The following is a 16,646-nucleotide window of genomic DNA, read 5'->3' on the forward strand; positions in this document are numbered from 1 at the left end:
CACGCCCACATTTTTTTAATCTCCTAATCATTATGAACATGATCTACTTTAAACATTTTCACGATATTGTCGGTGACATTCACTAGATGCTGGCTGGAACCCATTGCCATATCATTGGTATTGTCGAGTGTTAAAGCAGTTTGCCCGCTCAGATATTGATTAAGATCAGCCAGAATATGGATGGAAGGGGTGATTTCTTTTGTCACTCTCGCTGTAGTTGGCAGATCCAGGGTAATTTCACGATACAGATCAGGCGTGTTGTTTGCGGAAGTATTTCCCATATTTCCACAATGATTCATAAACTCGTTGGTCGGTGCAGAAGTTCCGTATTTCCCTTCCAGTTTTGTGAAAACGTAACCTGCTGCCCACGACCAGGCCATTCCGGAAGTTTTTGCTTTTTGCCAGAATATCCCCTGCCCTTCCTGGCCGATAAGGTAAGCGTTCTGACTGATGCCCAATCCTAATTTTATCTTTTTATAATTATTCTTTGGAATTTCCGTAAGGTTGATATAATTAATTCCTGCTACAGCTTCTGCCTGATCGATGATGAAAGCACCTTTATCAGGGTCATTATTATGATATTTAAATTCATTTCCGTGTTCATCAATTAAAGTGATATTGCTGATGATATATTTTAAGGTTGAAAACTGATGCTTTTGTCCGTTAGAAGAAGTTTGTGTTGTTTGGTTCAGCACAATATCTCCAAGATTATTAAATCCGTTTTCAAACTTGAGCTGAAGATTTCCCGGAGTAGCATCCTGCATCTCATCGTCGTCATGACTGCTGCATGATGAAAGACTAAATAACGTACATGCAATAAAGAATAATGATAAAAATTTATAAATTTTCATTGTTGATTTTTTAGTGATAAATATATTGAATGCCCCATCGCGATAGGGATGGAAGCGGTTATCCTTTTTTTGGATTCTGACGTAAGGAAGAATCTAAAAAAAGATATGAGCGGACAGCCCGACCCAGGCGGCTGGAAAAGTCAGGGAAAGGGGATCGCCCTAAAAAATAAAATTATACACTAAAAACAGGCGGTCGGAAAATATGCTTCAGAAAAAGAAAAGAATATTCTGATTTGAAGAGAAAATTGAAATGTGAAAAGAAAGTATTTTCAGTTGTATTGATTTCGACTATATCAGGAAGAACATAAATATCAAGTAATTTCTGCCCGGAATTTTTGGTCTTGTTTAAAGGAGAAGAATCAGTATCATTAATTTTTGACAGCTGTTTCCGGAGATAACATTTTCCGTTGCAGTGCAGCTCCACATTATCTTTGTTGACACATAAAACTTCAGAGATGTAATTATAATGTACAGCATACTCCACCAGTGGTGCCAGAGGTCTGAATACCACAAATAAAGTGAGGAATATGCTGCAAATATAATTCATTGGTCAGCTTATTTTTTGCTAATCGCTTGGTCGTATCTTCTGCTGATCTCCTTCCAGTTGGTTACATTCCAGATGGCTGTAAGATAATCTGCTCTTTTGTTCTGATATTTCAGATAATATGCATGTTCCCAAACATCGATCCCGAAAATCGGGGTTCCTTTTTCTTCCACCACATCCATCAAAGGATTGTCCTGATTAGGCGTAGATGATACGAACAGCTTACCGTTTTTGTCTACCGCAAGCCAAGCCCATCCTGAACCAAAACGGTCCGCTCCCGCCTTACTCATCTTTTCCTTGAAAGCATCCATGCTTCCGAAAGCGTCGTTGATCGCTTTCGCTAGTTTTGCAGACGGCTGAGTATTTTTCTCAGGAGTCAAAACCGTCCAGAACAGCTCGTGATTGTAATGGCCACCGGCATTGTTTCTTACCGCCGGACTTAACTTTGACACATTCGACATGATCTCAAACAAGGTTTGCTTTTCCTGTGGTGTTCCGGCAATCGCTTTATTCAGATTCGCTACATACGCGGCGGCATGCTTTGAATAGTGAATTTCCATGGTCTGCGCATCAATGTTTCCTTCCAGTGCATTGTAGGCGTACGGCAGAGGCGTCTGCTTGAATTGTGCCATGGCAAACTGAGCCGCAAATACTGCCGTCAAAGCAGCAATTTTCATAATTTTCATACTTTTTTATTTTATATATGGTTAATATTTTTTTGGCTGGAAGATGGAGGCTGGGAAGAATGGAAGTTATTTTAAACACCATTAAACTTCCAGCTTCCAGCTTCTAACTTCCATTCTTTACTTCAACAACTTCCTGATATCCTCAATCAGGATTTCCCGGTCCGGGTGATATTTTCCGTTTAGCTTCGGAACCTTTCCTTCCGGATCTTCATAATTTAACCCCGAATAATAAAGGATCGGCATATTTTCTTTATTGTACCGGCAGCGGATGTTTCCTTCTTTATCCACCAGGGCGATCATCCCGCTGTGGTTCAGACTTTCACTTTCATCTTCTTTATCGCCTACATAAATATTGAACTCATCGGCCAGGTTTCCGATATAATCCCTGTTACCTGTCAGAAAATGCCAGTTGGGAGATTTTGCTCCGATCCTCTGCGCATGTTCTTTCAGCAGTTCAGGAGTATCGTTTTCCGGGTCAATGCTGATCGAAATAATTCCGAAATCAGGATTATTGATCTGGTCTTCGATGTGCCTCATGTTGGTATTCATCACCGGGCAAATCGTAGGGCATCTGCTGAAGAAAAATTCTACCAGATAAACTTTTCCCAGCATATCTTTATTGGTGATCATTTTATTATTCTGGTCGGTAAGCTTAAAGTCGGGGACTTTCATTACCGTGTACAGATTTTTTTTAAAATAGCCCATTCCGACCCCGATACCCACGAAAAGCAAAGCAATGACTACAATCGGTACGATGACTTTGCTCTTTGTATTGTTGGTCTTTTTATTTCTGGACATACTTCTCCGGATTTTTCTTAAACTCGTCACGGCAGTATGCACTGCAAAAACCGTACGTTTTATTTTTGTAGACTGCCGTATCTTTCATATCGGCTTCGGTCGGCATGTTGCAGATCGGGTCTGTGGCGTTGGCAAACTTTACCGGTTTTGCATCAGACTTTACCGCCGTCTTTGCTTTTTTATGCTTTACTTTAGGGGTTTCCTGGGCACAGGCCATCAGGGAAACAGACAACAGGGCTGTTAATATAACTTTTGATTTCATTTTATTTAAATTGAAATTAATACTCGTATGGAAAAAAACAGGTTGATTTTTAAACTAAATTTAATAATGAATTTAGTTAAACGCCAGGATCGCAAAGTTTTTTGTAAAACTTCATGTTGATATGTTCGCAAGGGTACTTCGACAGGCTCAGCATAAACTAAACACTCAGCAAATGATAGCCAAATTTATTTCAATGTTAAATTCAACTAAAAAATGAGCTGAAAACAGTTTTATGCTAAAGGAGGATGGAATACTCCGGAAAAATATTCTGATGTACCGAAGCGGGTATAGTCCGGTAATGGATTCTTGAGATGAGAGGAAAATGGATTTTCTGCTGTGAAGGAAAGAATTTCATGGGAAATGAACACGTCCAGGCTGCCGATTTTAATATTCTGATTGTTGCTGGATTGCTTTTCCGTTTTTGCCAGCTCTTTGGCCACGTAGCATTTTCCTTTGCAGGTAGATTGGGGGATGTTTCTGTTTTCGCAGAGATTTTTTACGATATAATCATAGTTGACCGCATAATTGATCAATGGCAGAACCGGACGTAATGCGATCGTAAAGATGATGAATATGGAAATGAAAAACCTCAACTTTCTTTTTTGTTACCACAAATATACTACTGAAAATCTTTCTGTACAGCATTTATGATGAAAGTCATTGATAATTTCCCCGAAACCTTGCTGCATGATGCAGGAAACTTTCGGAGTCTCCCGAAAACGTGCTGCAACCTGCAGGAGACTTTCGGGAACATCCGAAAACCTGTTGCACCCTTGCGACAAACTTTCGGGAACCCCCGAAAACGTATTGCGACCTTGCAGGAGACTTTCGGACGGAAGGAAAATGTATGTCATTTATTTAACCTGAGTTCGGGGATAAGAGATATTTTAAATAATTGATTTTCAAATAAAAATTATTTTATCGCAAAGAGAAACAAAGAAATGTTTAATTTTTGAAACGCTTTTAAGTTAAACAAAGCCACTTCGTTTATCAGAGTAATACAACAATTTTGTATTACTCTGATAAGTTTCACGCCTTCGTATATCTTAAATTTTAAAACCATGTGATTAATACTTTGTTTAGCTTTGCGTGGTATATAAAATGATCACGAACTCAGCTTATTTAAATTTTGGCTGAAGCCAAATCGTTCGGCCGATTATAAAAGTTTAAAATCTTCTTACGAGACAATGATGATGAAAGCGATTTATATTTTCCGGAAAACCCGCTGCACCGTGCAGGGAACTTTCCGGAACACCAGAAAACTCGCTGCAACCTGCAGGAGACTTTCCGGAACACCAGAAAACCTGTTGCACCCTTGCGACAAACTTTCTGGAGTACCAGAAAACCTGTCGCACCCCTGCATGAAACTTTCTGGTAGAATGAAATGAATGATGCTTATTTTAAATTTTGGCTGAAGCCAAATCTTCCAGCCTATTATAAAAAACGGGCTAAAGCCCGTTCCTATTGAAATTTAAAGTTCTTCTTAGCTGTATTTATTCCGAAGTAAAAGTCATTCTCTGGATTCTCACGGCATTCAGAATAGCCAGTAAAGCAACGCCAACATCTGCGAAGACGGCTTCCCACATGGTAGCCAACCCGCCGGCACCTAAAATAAGAACCACCGCTTTTACAGCAAATGCCAAAATGATATTCTGCCAGACAATCTTTTTCGTCTGCTTTCCGATATTAATGGCCATCGGAATCTTACCTGGTTTATCATCCTGTATCACGACATCGGCCGTTTCGATCGTGGCATCACTTCCGAGCCCGCCCATGGCAATTCCTACATCACTGAGTGCTACAACGGGAGCATCATTTACGCCATCACCGACAAAGGCAACGGTTTCTCTTTTTGCTTTTATTTCTTTTACTTTATTGACTTTATCTTCCGGCAGCAGATCACCGTAGGCAGCAGCAATTCCTAACTGATCTGCCACATGCTTTACCACTGAAGCCTTATCACCACTCAGCATGGTTGTTTTTACATTCAGTGCTTTCAATTTGTTGACCGCTAACTGCGCATCAGGCTTTACCGAATCTGCAATGGTAAGATATCCTGCAAACTTTTTATCATAAGCCACTGCAATAAGGGTATAGACGATGTTTTCAGCATTGACATCATAGCGGATATTAAATTTATCCATCAGCTTCAGGTTTCCGACCAGCAGTTCTTTTCCATTAACGGTAGCTTTCAGGCCATGTCCTGCAATCTCCTCCACATGATCCAGCTGAAGAGCGTGATCAACTTCTCCTGCATATTCGTGGATAGCAGTTGCCACAGGATGTGAACTTTTACTTTCTAATGCATTAACGAGCTTAAGAATTTCATCCTTATTGATATCGTCTTTAAAAATGACTTCCTGCACTTTGAAAACCCCTTCTGTGAGCGTTCCGGTTTTGTCCATCACCACATTCTGAATATTGGCCAGCAGATCGAGGAAATTACTTCCTTTAAATAAAATCCCATTCCTGCTTCCGGCACCGATCCCTCCGAAATACCCCAGCGGAATGGAAATAACCAATGCACAAGGACAGGAAATCACCAGGAATATCAATGCCCGGTACAGCCATTGGCTGAACTGATACTCTTTTACGAACAGGAAGGGTAAAAGTGTGATTCCTATAGCAAGAAAAACAACAATCGGGGTATAAATTCTGGCAAATTTCCTGATGAACAATTCGGTAGGGGCTTTCTGAGTGGTTGCATTCTGCACCAGCTCAAGAATTTTGCTCAGCTTACTGTCTTTGTAAGCGGCCGTAACTTTTACCTGGCTGACGGTATTTAAATTAATCATTCCTGCCAGAACAATATCCCCTTTTATTTTGGTATCGGGCCTACTTTCTCCCGTCAGTGCCGCCGTATTGAATGATGCGGTTTCGGATAACAATTCTCCGTCCAGCCCCAGCTTTTCCCCTGATTTTAGCTGAATAATTTCGCCCACGGTTACTTTTTCCGCTTTTACTGTCTGCGGTTTTCCATCTTGTATGACGGTAACTTCATCTGGCCTCTGATCGAGGAGTGATTTGATATTTGTTTTTGCCCTGGTGACCGCTATTCCCTGGAAAACTTCGCCAACAGAATAGAACAGCATCACCGCTACGCCTTCAGGATATTCACCAATAGCAAAGGCGCCCACCGTAGCAATTCCCATCAGGAAAAATTCGGAAAAAACATCTCCGTGGGTTATGCTTTCGTAAGCTTCTTTCAGCACGGGCAAGCCGACAGGAATATATGCCACCAGATACCATATAATGCGAATCCATCCGCTGAACCAATCCGGTTTTACAAAGTGGTCTAATAAAATACCGATTAATAACAAAATAAAAGAAAACAGGGCCGGGAGAAACATCTGAATTACAGACTTATCTTTCATATCATGTGAATGATCGTGGTCGTGGCCTTCATGATCATGCTTATGGTCATTTTTGGGTTTTGTGCTGCAACATTCTTCCATAACTTAATTTTTATCCAAAATTATACCTTCGTACGATGCAATACTATTGCAAACTCAGGCAGCTTTCACAGATTCCTTTGGCAAAGAGACGTATTTCATCAATACGGAAATCGGTCTGCACAGGTTCGCGGAAGGAAATATCTTCCCTGCAAGTGGTCTGTTTGCATATTTTGCAGTAAAAATGCAGATGCCAGTCTTTGTGTGTATTTTCGTTGCAGCCGTCGTGGCAAAGCTTGTATCTGGTAGTTGTATTTTCCTGAATGCTGTGTACAATTCCTTTTTCCTCGAACGTCTTTAATGTTCGGTAAATGGTCGTCCGGTCTGCATGTTCAAAATGATTTTCAATTTCAGATAATGATAAAGCAGCTTCCTGAGAACTCAGGAAATCATACACCAGAATTCTCATGCTGGTGGGCTTGGTATTTTTGTGGATTAATTTATCTTCAATGTTTTTTTTCATGACCGATGTAGTGATATTCATATGTTACTCAAAGTTAATGGTTTTAAAACAGATGAACAGTGTGTTTTGAATGACTTTCATCTGGCAGGTTCTTTTACAGTGATTTCTATTGAACCGTAATAGTATGTAGAGTATATTTAAATCAAAAAATAAATTCTGAAACTTTTTCCCATCCCGTAAAAACTATTAATTTTATCCTATGAAAGTTTTAATCGTAAACGGCCCCAACCTGAATCTTTTAGGAACCAGAGAACCTGAAATCTACGGTAATGTATCTATGGAAGATTATCTGGACAATTTAAAATCTGAATTTCCTTCTCATGAGATTCAATATTATCAATCGAATATTGAAGGGGAAATCATCAACAGATTACAGAAAGATGATTTTGATGCTTTGGTAATTAACCCCGGCGCCTTTACCCATTATTCTTACGCGATTTCAGATTGTTTAAAGAATATCGATAAACCCAAAGTGGAAGTACATATCAGCAATATCTATAAAAGGGAAGAGTTTCGACAAAAGTCTGTAACGGCTGCAAATACTGATGCGGTGTTGTCTGGGTTTGGAATGGATGGATACAAGCTGGCTGTTTTAAGTTTAAAATAAAAATCACCACATTACACTTTACTTTCGGTATTTTATTGCCTTTAAAAAGATTTTTGAGAGCAGCTTTAAGCTAATTTCCTTTTTGCATGGTTATTAACCATAGCCACAAGCCTGGTTATATTTCAACTTCACTCTTCCTATCTATAAAGTTTGTTTAGATGATAGAATATGTACATCATACATTTGTATTTTCAGTTAAATCTTCATTGTTTCTAATTTCAAGTTTTTCAAAATAAATTACAAAATTCAGTATCGATCTGCTTAAATTTTAAATAGGCTGTCTCGAAAGGCAAAACTAATACTCTGAGAATCTTCTAAATGACAAAATTTGTCAAACAGGAGTCCGAGAGAGGAGGTACTTTTTGAGACAGCCTCTTTTATTTTAAATAAACACCATAATGAAATTTAGAACAATTCTAAATAATTTTCTATTATTAAAAAATAATAGTGAGTAATAATATGAAGCTAATTTTTTTTTACAAAAATTAATTATGAAATAAAATTATTAACTATAATTGTATTTTTAACGAATACATTTATTTGATTATCAGTGATTTACATCTATATATTTTTTGGTGATTTTAATATTTATTAACATATTTGCCATTATAAATATTAAAATTTGTTAATATGAATGTGAAATTACGTGTACTGAGTGCTGGAGCACTGTTCTTTTTAGGACAAATGACTTTTGCACAAAAAACAAAAAAAGACACAATAACTAAAGAAAAGACAATAGAAGAAGTTGTTGTTACTGGCGCATTGGGTATTAAAAAGAAGCAAGATGCAGTAATTGGTAGTAATGCAGTTATTAAAACAGATGAACTTAAAAAAGCCGGAAATCCAAATGCTGTACAAGCATTAACCGGGAAGGTTTCTGGATTACAAATTAATGTTCCTAACACTAGCGTGAACTCACAGGTAACTATTAATCTTCGTGGTCAGAGATCAATTACAGGTGACAATAGTGCGCTTGTTGTTATTGATGGTGCAATTTCAACTGCTACAATTTTCCAGCAATTGCCACCTGAAGTTATAGAAAGCGTGAATGTTATCAAAGGACAGCAAGGCGCTGCATTATATGGTTCTCAAGGGAGTAATGGTGCGATAATAGTAACGACTAAAAAAGGAAGTAATTCAGAAAAGATTACTTTTACATTAAGTTCTAATATAGATTTTACATCAATTTATAAGCTGCCTAAAGTTCAACAAAGATATGGACAAGGATGGGTAGGTGAACCTGATTTTGACCCTACTGATTATAATGGCACCAATTGGGTTCCTTATGAGAATGGTAGCTGGGGACCAGAGTATTCAAATCCTGCTATAGCGGGTCAAATTTTACCAATTGGTTTACCTCAGGCTGATGGTAGTTTTATAACTGGCGCTTATGCTCCTGTAAAAGATAATTATAAAAAGTTTTTTAAGACAGGTGTTTTGTACCAAAATGGTATATCTATGAATGTTGGAGGTAGAGATTCTTATGCGTTTTTATCATTGAATAGGGTACAGAATGATTTTGTAGTGGATAAGGATCAATTAAAAAGAAATAATATTCTCTTTAAAGCGGGAAAAAAGCTGGGCAATTTTAGGATTGATGGTGTTTTTAATCTAATAGATCAACATACTTCTGAAACTGATTCTAACCTTTATAATGAATTATTGAATACACCTACAAACGTAGATGTTTCTAAATTTGCGCATTCTGGAGCAATGGGGGCTTGGACGGTATATGGTCATAATCCTAACCCGTATTGGCAAATAGATAATGTAAGATATGATAATAAATCTACAACTTTTGTGGGTAATTTAAAAGCTGAATATGAAATTAATAAAAACATAAGTGTTTCCTATTTGGCAAATATGCGTACTCTTTCTACTTTGGGAGAAAGCCATAATAATGGTTTTCTTTATTCTACAAAGCAATGGGCAAATTCGGGAACATTTTTGGATGGTTTAAATCCAACTGCTTTTGGTACTGAAGACGTAATATCTAATTATTATAAGAGTATAGGTAGAACGTTTGATTATTATGGTGATTTATTAGTTAATTTTAATTATGACTTAACTAATGATATTAATATGAAGTTAAACGTTGGTTTTAATAATACTGATATTAGCACTTCAGTTGTTACTCAAGGTGGTTCTAATTTGCAGGTACCCGGTTTCTATCATATAAATAATGTTCAGAATCTTGATACGACTAGTAATTTGGCAAATACACAGTCTAGAAGAAGAACTGTAGCGGGTTTAGCAAACTTAGATTTGTCGTATAAAGATTATTTATTTGTAAACTCTACATTTAGATACGAAGGAAATTCCGCGACAGCTACCAGACCTACTGGTACGGATGAATTTAGAACTAAGGCTCTCCCTTATTATTCTGTTGGAGCGTCATTTGTGCCTACAAAAGCATTTGATGTTTTAAGAGATAATAATGTACTAAGTTATGCTAAGATCTCTGTTGGATATACAAAAGTAGGGAGTGCTGCAGCGATTCCAACTTATGGAACCGATGAAGTTACAGGTTTGATACCTACAGGTTTTCCTTTTAACGTATCCTCGTTTGCTATAAATAGAAGTCCTACGGATCCAAATATTAATCCTGAATTTACCTATTCTAAGGAAGCATCTTTACAGTTAGGGTTCTTTAAAGATAGAATTTCATTAGGGGCTGCTGTTTATGATTTAAAGGTTAATGATCTTATTACAAGAAAAACTACTTCTTCTGCTGCTGGGGTTTCTACTTTTTTAGGAAATGTTGGAGATATGACTAATAAAGGAAAAGAATTCGATCTAGAAATAGTGCCTTTCAGGTCTAAAGATTTTGAATGGAAACTAAGTGGTTCTTATTCATCTTATAAATCTAAAGTTACAGCACTTGATGGTGGTGTAGACAGAGTTTCGTTATTAGCTTATGCTCCCTATGGTGTATATGCTAAAGTAGGTGAGGATTTTCCTTTAATTATGGGGTCTACATACCAAAGAGATGACCAAGGCAGAGTAATTGTTGGTGCTAATGGTATTCCTTTAGTAAATTCTGACTTGCAAGTTCTTGGTAAAGTAAATCCTGATTATATTTTAGGTTTTAATACATCGTTCAGATACAAAGGTTTTACACTTTCTGGTACCGCAGATTATCGTACAGGAAATAGTTTTATAGCTACGATTAAGAATGGTCTGTCGCAAAATGGTCAGTTAGAAGAATCTGCAAATTTTGATAGATCTAAAGGTTATATTGTACCTAATTCGGTACAATTAGTTGGTGGAGCCTATGTTACAAATACTACTCCAGTTAATGGTGCAGCAAATTATTCAAGTGTTGTTAATTATTTTGGGGCAAGTTATCCTGCAGTAGGTGAAAACTATATAGTAGATGGTACTGCTCTTAAAATAAGAGAGATTGCTCTAAGTTATACTCTTCCAAAATCTTTATTACAAAATACTTTTGTAAATAGTATGTCTTTTGGTATTTATGCGAGAAATCCTTTTGTTTGGTATGCAGATTCTAATGCAAACTATGCAGATCCAGAAACTACAAGTAGTTCTGGTGCTATTAATAAGCAACCAGGTCAAGCCTTGGGTGTAGGTGGTCCAAATGCTAATGGTATAGCTCAAACTGGGCAGTATCCTACTACCAGAACTTATGGCTTTAGTTTTAGTGCAACCTTTTAAAATTTAAAATTATGAATAAAATTAGAAATACAATCCTTATACTAGCTCTTTCTTTGGGAGTAGTATCTTGTAATGACTACTTGGATATAAACGAAAATCCAAATTCTGCACATATTGAAGATGTTTCACCTAAACTTATTTTCCCGGGTGCTGCAGTTTCTATTCATGCAGTACAAACTAACGGTGCAGGCTCTATGATGGAACTTGGTAGCACGATGATGAATAGTTGGGGTATTAATTGCTATTCTTTTACTAGTGGGTACTTTGGTAGAGAATTTACTCTCAGTACAGTAGATGGTTCTTTCTATTCAGGTATTTGGTCTACTATATACCTACAATGCGCGAATTTTAAGCTTATAGAAGATTATAATAATGCAGATCGTTCACAAGATAATTATGTTGCTATGGCAAAAATTATGAAGGCTTTCTATATGCAATATATCGTAGATCTTTATGGAGATGCTCCTTATTCTGAAGCTTTTAAGAGAGGTTTTAATACTACTCCTAAATATGATGATGATAAGAATATTTATAAAGCGTTAATTTCAGATTTAGATGCTTCAATTGCTTTAATTGATAATGCCGGTTCCACTGCAATTGTACCAGGTGCAGAAGATGTTATTTTTTCTGGCGCTATGGGTAAGTGGAAGAATTTTGCAAGAACAATCAAATTAAGAATGCTATTAAGAATGTCTAATGTTACCGATGATATGGCAGCATATAGAGATTCTAAACTGGCAGATTTTAATGGTTCTACAGACGCAGATTTCAATACGGTTAATGTTTTAGTAAATCCTGGTTATAGCAATGCAAATGATGATAAAATGAATCCATTTCTTGTTTCGTACAGAGTAAATTCTGCTGGTTCCACTGCTGCAAGGTACAACTGGATAACAGCATCTGAACACATGGCAATAGCTTTAAATGGTAATAGAGTAGGTAGTCTGACTCCATTTTCAACTCTTCCAAGTGATGCTAAATTTAATGGTATTGTAGATCCTAGAAGTTTTAGATTATTTTCTTCAGTAACTTATCAAGGAGTACCTCAGGTTAAAGGTACAAGACAAGGAGCTTTACCGGGAGAGCCTGGTGCTCCGTTAGATTTGACTACTGTTTCTAAATTTGCTAGTGGTAATTTTGTTGGTAATACATCTGTTTCCACAATAGGTGCACTTATTTCAGCTTCCAATACTAGAGGTAGTATGATAATGTCATTGGCGGAAACCAAGTTTTTACTTGCTGAGGCTGCTCTAAGGTATCCTGCAATTTTTGGATCAGATGCACAAGCCAGCGCTAATTTCAATGCAGGCATAGATGCTTCCGCATCATGGCTTGGTGCCACAATAGGCACTTATAAGACAACTATTGCAACCAGAACTGGTTTAGGATGGACAGGCTCATTTAATAATAAACTAGAAGCTATTATGACTCAAAAGTGGATTGGGTTAACAAATGTATCTCCTATAGAGTCTTATATAGACTATTTAAGAACAGGATATCCCTTTACCCCTATGGCGGCTTCTGCAACTGTTGCAAATAAACCATATCGCCTGATGTATCCGATATCAGAATCTTCTGCTAATAGTGCTAATGTTCCTAGTTTATCTATGAATCAATTATTCACGAAAAATCAATATACTCCATTTTGGAATCAAAATTAAAATTGATTATTTTTATTATGCCCTGCACATTATTGTGCGGGGTTTTTTATTCCCCATTATTTCTTATTTTTGCCTTACAAAAAAGAATAATGAAGTATATACTTTTTATAATAATTTTCTTCGGATGTATAACTAATGCTCAGGTGGTCAACAAGACGGATTCAAACCAGCTTCCTGAAAAGTCAGAAGACACTTTGGTTATTGATTCAGGAAAGAAAGATTCCTTAAAAATATTTAAACCAACCATTAATGACTACCTGTATCAGACACAATATTCAGAAAAAAAAGTGTTTGACACCGTAATGACATTTGATAAAACGTATATATTTTCACAATATAACAACAGGGATAATTTCGGCAGGGTGCAGGTAGCAAATATTGGTGCCGGATTTAACCCCATTTCTTACGAGTTTAATTCAGAACAGAATTTGGCATTATTACCTACCAATAAGTCGTACGGTATTCTTGGTATAAACGATATTCATTATTATGATGTTAAAACGCCTACCGCTACTTTCATTTATCATAATGCCATGAAAAACGGAGCGGCTCTAAGATCATCTTATACTCAGAATATCGGTAAAAGATTCAATTTTTCATTGGAGTACAGCGGATTGCGCTCTCAGGGGATGTACAGGAATTCATTAGCATCGAACAATAACACATTATTTTCCGGCCATTACGTTTCAAAAAGCGGGATTTATGAGTTATTCGCTCATTACCTACATCAAAATGTTAACAACCAGGAAAACGGAGGTATCGCTGTAGACAGCCTATTCCAGAATGGTAACAGTGATTCCCGGAACAGGCAGAACATGCAGGTTAATCTAGCTTCATCAAGCTCACAGTTTTCGTATCGAAGATATTATCTGACACATCAGTTTGCACCTTTCAATTCGGAGAAAATACCTTTCAAAATCAGGCATACAATTTCTCATCAGGGAAATAAATACTACTATACTCAAAGCTCACCTGAAGCGTTTTGGTATGAGGCTCCACAACAGCTTGTCGCAAACGGGCCTGTATCATCAAGAAAATACTCAGATAACTTTAGCAATACCGTAAGTCTGGTTTGGGACAATGAAAAATTTAAACTTGACGCCGGCGTTCGGTATCAGATATTGAAATTAGGAACGAGTGAGATCATTTTGCCTTTACTGGAAATCCCTACCGAGATAAAGGAAAACAGAATTGGCGCTGTAGGAAATTTACAGATCAGACTTTTTGATAAATTTCAGCTGAATTCATTTTTAGAGTTTTCAAATGGAAGCCAATTCGGAAACTACCTGAAAACTACCAATAACCTTAAGTTTGAACCGGTAAAAGATTATTTTGTAAATGCTAAATTAAATTTTCAGACCGCTTATCCGTCATTCAATTACCTGCTAAATACTTCTATTTATAATAATTTCAATTATTATTTTCAGAATGCACAAAACCAAACGGTGTTGGAAGCGGGCGGAAGTCTTAATCTGAAATGGTTTAAAACGGAATTATTTGCCAATTATTTCAGAATTGAAAATTATACCTATTTTGATCTGGCGGCGATGCCAAAGCAAAGTGAAAGTTCAGTTAATATTTCCCAGATCGGAGGTGATGCCACCTTCAGCTACGGTAAATTTCATTTAAATACAAGATTACAGTTTCAGAATGTACTTACCAATAAAGATCTTTTGCCTTTGCCGGATTTCATTGGAAGAGCCAATTTCTTTTACCAGTCGAAAGCATTTAAAAATGCGGCGGAAATTCAGGCGGGAATAAAGGTTTATTATTTCTCAAAATTTGCATCAAGAGAATATTTCCCGATTCTTAATGAATATATTTTACCCGGAGCCAATTCGTTCTCAATTGGAGGACAACCAATCGCTGACGTCTATTTTAATATGAAAGTTAAGAAAATGTTCTTCTTTATTGAAGGGCAACAGGTCGGAACTTTTATTTCTCACAATAAAGCCTACGCATTCCCAAGTTATCCGGTCTATGATTTTAGATTAAATCTCGGAATTGTGTGGTATTTATTCAACTAAAACAAACAGAGTTGAAAACAATTAATAAAATATCGTTTCAGGATATAGCAAGCATACCTCAATTAGTAAAGGATTTTTTAAATCAGGAGATTGAAGGTTTTGAAGAATATACATTTTCTTTGGACAACTTTATGAAAAGACTCCACGAAAAACAGAATTCTTTCACTTCAGATCAGAGAGAAATTCTCGCTGACGTGTTGGAAGATCAGCTTTCAGGTCTTACGCTGTCATCAAAGCAAAAACAAAATTTAAATGATTTAAAGCTTAAAAATACTTTTACAGTCACCACGGGGCATCAATTGAATCTTTTTTCAGGACCTGTTTTTTTTGTCTATAAAATTTTGCAGACCATTAAAACATGTTCTTACCTTAAGGAAAATTTTCCTGATTTCAATTTTGTTCCTATATACTGGATGGCATCTGAAGATCATGATTTTGCGGAGATCAATCACTTTAAAACTGAAAATAATTATTACGAGATTAATGAAAAATCCGGTGGTGCAGTAGGAAGAATCCAGATCACGGATACATTTTTTATTTCAGAATTTGAAAAAGAATTTAAAGACTTTGTTTTCGGAACCGAATTAATTTTAATGCTGAAGGAAGCGTATAAAACAGGAAATACGCTAACGCAGGCAATTCAGATTTTAGTCAACCGACTGTTTTCTGATTTTGGATTGTTAATTCTTGACGGAGATTCTAAAGAATTAAAAAACAGAATAAAAGAAACATTTAAGAATGAGCTTCTTAACTTTACTTTATATAAAACCTCAAAAGAAAAAGTAGAATTATTAACGGAGAAGTATGGTAAAGTTCAGGTAAATCCACGAGAGATCAATCTTTTTTATTTAACCGACACAAGAGACAGAATTGATTTTGATGGGAAGAAATATGTTATTGTTGATAAAAATATACAATTTACAGAAGAAGAAATTCTCAGTGAACTGGAAAATTATCCGGAAAAATTCAGTCCTAATGCTCTTATGCGGCCTGTTTATCAGGAAACCATATTGCCTAATCTGGCATATATCGGTGGGAATGCAGAAATCATGTACTGGCTGGAATTGAAAGACTATTTTAAAGAGATCAATCTTCCGTTTCCGATTCTGATTCCAAGGAATTCAATGTTATTTTTAAAGGAAAAGACATTAGGGAAAATTGAAAAGCTACAGTTGAAAATTGAAGATTTTTTCCAAAATTTTACAACGATTACAAATAACAAGATCTTAGATAATAATGAAATCCTAAGATTGCTTGAAGAAAAAGAAAGTCAAATAATCCATCAGTTTTCAGAATTAAAACAAGCCGCAGAAACCACAGAAAAATCTTTCGGAAATATGGTTAAGGCGGAAGAGGTAAGGCAGGTGAAATCTTTTAAAAGAATGAAAAAACGTCTGCTGCATGCCGAGAAAATCAAACAGAACGAAATGCTTGAAAGGCTTGAGAATTTGTTCCTTGATGTTCATCCTTCCAAAAACTGGCAGGAAAGGGTTTATAACTTCAGCGTGTTCTTTGCAGATCACGGATATTTATGGCTTGAGACTTGTTTAGAAGAAATGCAAATTGAAGAGTCAAAATTAATAATCCTTGCCATTTAATTTTAAAGAAGTATTTTTGTAA

General features: G+C 36.5%; 14 protein-coding genes. 5 read left to right on the forward strand and 9 right to left on the reverse strand.

The genetic code is table 11. The annotated features are described in order from the left end of the window. Window positions 1-23 precede the first annotated feature (23 nt). The 9 genes from BMW64_RS10420 to BMW64_RS10460 all read right to left on the reverse strand — a co-directional run bounded on the left by BMW64_RS10420 (window position 24) and on the right by BMW64_RS10460 (window position 7,056). Window positions 24-851: an MbnP family protein gene (locus BMW64_RS10420; protein ID WP_089999903.1), complete on the reverse strand. Its 828-nt coding sequence runs from the start codon at window positions 849-851 to the stop codon at window positions 24-26. A gap of 172 nt (window positions 852-1,023) precedes the next feature. Further along, entirely contained in the window at window positions 1,024-1,398 is a 375-nt protein-coding gene (locus tag BMW64_RS10425; protein ID WP_089999904.1) for a hypothetical protein, read from the reverse strand. Between the two features lie 8 nt (window positions 1,399-1,406). After that, window positions 1,407-2,081, reverse strand: coding sequence for a superoxide dismutase (locus tag BMW64_RS10430; RefSeq protein ID WP_089999905.1), 675 nt, complete (start codon window positions 2,079-2,081; stop codon window positions 1,407-1,409). Window positions 2,082-2,198: 117 nt separating this feature from the next. Then, window positions 2,199-2,879 (reverse strand): SCO family protein, encoded by a 681-nt coding sequence (locus tag BMW64_RS10435; protein WP_089999906.1) that lies wholly within the window; start codon window positions 2,877-2,879, stop codon window positions 2,199-2,201. Then, a complete protein-coding gene (locus tag BMW64_RS10440; RefSeq protein ID WP_089999907.1) occupies window positions 2,866-3,141 on the reverse strand; it encodes a YHS domain-containing protein in 276 nt (91 codons plus the stop codon). The genes BMW64_RS10435 and BMW64_RS10440 overlap by 14 nt, the downstream gene beginning before the upstream one ends. 230 nt (window positions 3,142-3,371) lie before the next feature. Further along, a complete protein-coding gene (locus BMW64_RS10445) occupies window positions 3,372-3,734 on the reverse strand; it encodes a hypothetical protein (protein ID WP_228400911.1) in 363 nt (120 codons plus the stop codon). A gap of 12 nt (window positions 3,735-3,746) precedes the next feature. Further along, entirely contained in the window at window positions 3,747-3,995 is a 249-nt protein-coding gene (locus BMW64_RS20475) for a hypothetical protein (RefSeq protein ID WP_143052678.1), read from the reverse strand. Between the two features lie 639 nt (window positions 3,996-4,634). Then, window positions 4,635-6,596: a heavy metal translocating P-type ATPase gene (locus tag BMW64_RS10455; protein WP_089999908.1), complete on the reverse strand. Its 1,962-nt coding sequence runs from the start codon at window positions 6,594-6,596 to the stop codon at window positions 4,635-4,637. A 43-nt stretch (window positions 6,597-6,639) separates the two neighbouring features. Continuing rightward, the gene (locus BMW64_RS10460; protein WP_090000128.1) at window positions 6,640-7,056 is read right to left on the reverse strand and encodes a Fur family transcriptional regulator; all 417 of its coding nucleotides are present in this window, start codon (window positions 7,054-7,056) and stop codon (window positions 6,640-6,642) included. 199 nt (window positions 7,057-7,255) lie between these two features. On the opposite strand from BMW64_RS10460, the gene BMW64_RS10465 reads away from it, so the two are divergent. From BMW64_RS10465 to bshC, 5 genes are all read left to right on the forward strand, one after another. Continuing rightward, window positions 7,256-7,663 carry a type II 3-dehydroquinate dehydratase gene (locus BMW64_RS10465; RefSeq protein ID WP_089999909.1) on the forward strand — a complete coding sequence of 136 codons (408 nt, stop codon included), beginning with the start codon at window positions 7,256-7,258 and terminating at the stop codon, window positions 7,661-7,663. A 630-nt stretch (window positions 7,664-8,293) separates the two neighbouring features. Then, window positions 8,294-11,338, forward strand: coding sequence for a SusC/RagA family TonB-linked outer membrane protein (locus BMW64_RS10470; RefSeq protein ID WP_089999910.1), 3,045 nt, complete (start codon window positions 8,294-8,296; stop codon window positions 11,336-11,338). Window positions 11,339-11,349: 11 nt separating this feature from the next. Further along, window positions 11,350-12,999: a SusD/RagB family nutrient-binding outer membrane lipoprotein gene (locus BMW64_RS10475; RefSeq protein ID WP_089999911.1), complete on the forward strand. Its 1,650-nt coding sequence runs from the start codon at window positions 11,350-11,352 to the stop codon at window positions 12,997-12,999. A gap of 89 nt (window positions 13,000-13,088) precedes the next feature. Then, the gene (locus BMW64_RS10480) at window positions 13,089-15,026 is read left to right on the forward strand and encodes a putative porin (RefSeq protein WP_089999912.1); all 1,938 of its coding nucleotides are present in this window, start codon (window positions 13,089-13,091) and stop codon (window positions 15,024-15,026) included. An 11-nt stretch (window positions 15,027-15,037) separates the two neighbouring features. Continuing rightward, window positions 15,038-16,624 (forward strand): bacillithiol biosynthesis cysteine-adding enzyme BshC, encoded by a 1,587-nt coding sequence (gene bshC, locus BMW64_RS10485; RefSeq protein ID WP_090000129.1) that lies wholly within the window; start codon window positions 15,038-15,040, stop codon window positions 16,622-16,624. The last annotated feature ends 22 nt before the right edge of the window (window positions 16,625-16,646 follow it).

Origin of the sequence: Chryseobacterium taichungense (assembly GCF_900109935.1) — a bacterium.
Taxonomy (GTDB): Bacteria; Bacteroidota; Bacteroidia; order Flavobacteriales; family Weeksellaceae; genus Chryseobacterium; species Chryseobacterium taichungense.

Bases quoted from the DNA above. Each gene is read 5' to 3' on its own strand.
- BMW64_RS10435 (WP_089999906.1), bottom strand. From the start codon at position 2,879: ATGTCCAGAAATAAAAAGACCAACAATACAAAGAGCAAAGTCATCGTA.
- BMW64_RS10460 (WP_090000128.1), bottom strand. From the start codon at position 7,056: ATGAAAAAAAACATTGAAGATAAATTAATCCACAAAAATACCAAGCCC.
- BMW64_RS10440 (WP_089999907.1), bottom strand. From the start codon at position 3,141: ATGAAATCAAAAGTTATATTAACAGCCCTGTTGTCTGTTTCCCTGATG.
- BMW64_RS20475 (WP_143052678.1), bottom strand. From the start codon at position 3,995: ATGACATACATTTTCCTTCCGTCCGAAAGTCTCCTGCAAGGTCGCAAT.
- BMW64_RS10455 (WP_089999908.1), bottom strand. From the start codon at position 6,596: ATGGAAGAATGTTGCAGCACAAAACCCAAAAATGACCATAAGCATGAT.
- BMW64_RS10475 (WP_089999911.1), top strand. From the start codon at position 11,350: ATGAATAAAATTAGAAATACAATCCTTATACTAGCTCTTTCTTTGGGA.
- BMW64_RS10470 (WP_089999910.1), top strand. From the start codon at position 8,294: ATGAATGTGAAATTACGTGTACTGAGTGCTGGAGCACTGTTCTTTTTA.
- BMW64_RS10430 (WP_089999905.1), bottom strand. From the start codon at position 2,081: ATGAAAATTATGAAAATTGCTGCTTTGACGGCAGTATTTGCGGCTCAG.
- BMW64_RS10425 (WP_089999904.1), bottom strand. From the start codon at position 1,398: ATGAATTATATTTGCAGCATATTCCTCACTTTATTTGTGGTATTCAGA.
- BMW64_RS10480 (WP_089999912.1), top strand. From the start codon at position 13,089: ATGAAGTATATACTTTTTATAATAATTTTCTTCGGATGTATAACTAAT.
- BMW64_RS10465 (WP_089999909.1), top strand. From the start codon at position 7,256: ATGAAAGTTTTAATCGTAAACGGCCCCAACCTGAATCTTTTAGGAACC.
- BMW64_RS10420 (WP_089999903.1), bottom strand. From the start codon at position 851: ATGAAAATTTATAAATTTTTATCATTATTCTTTATTGCATGTACGTTA.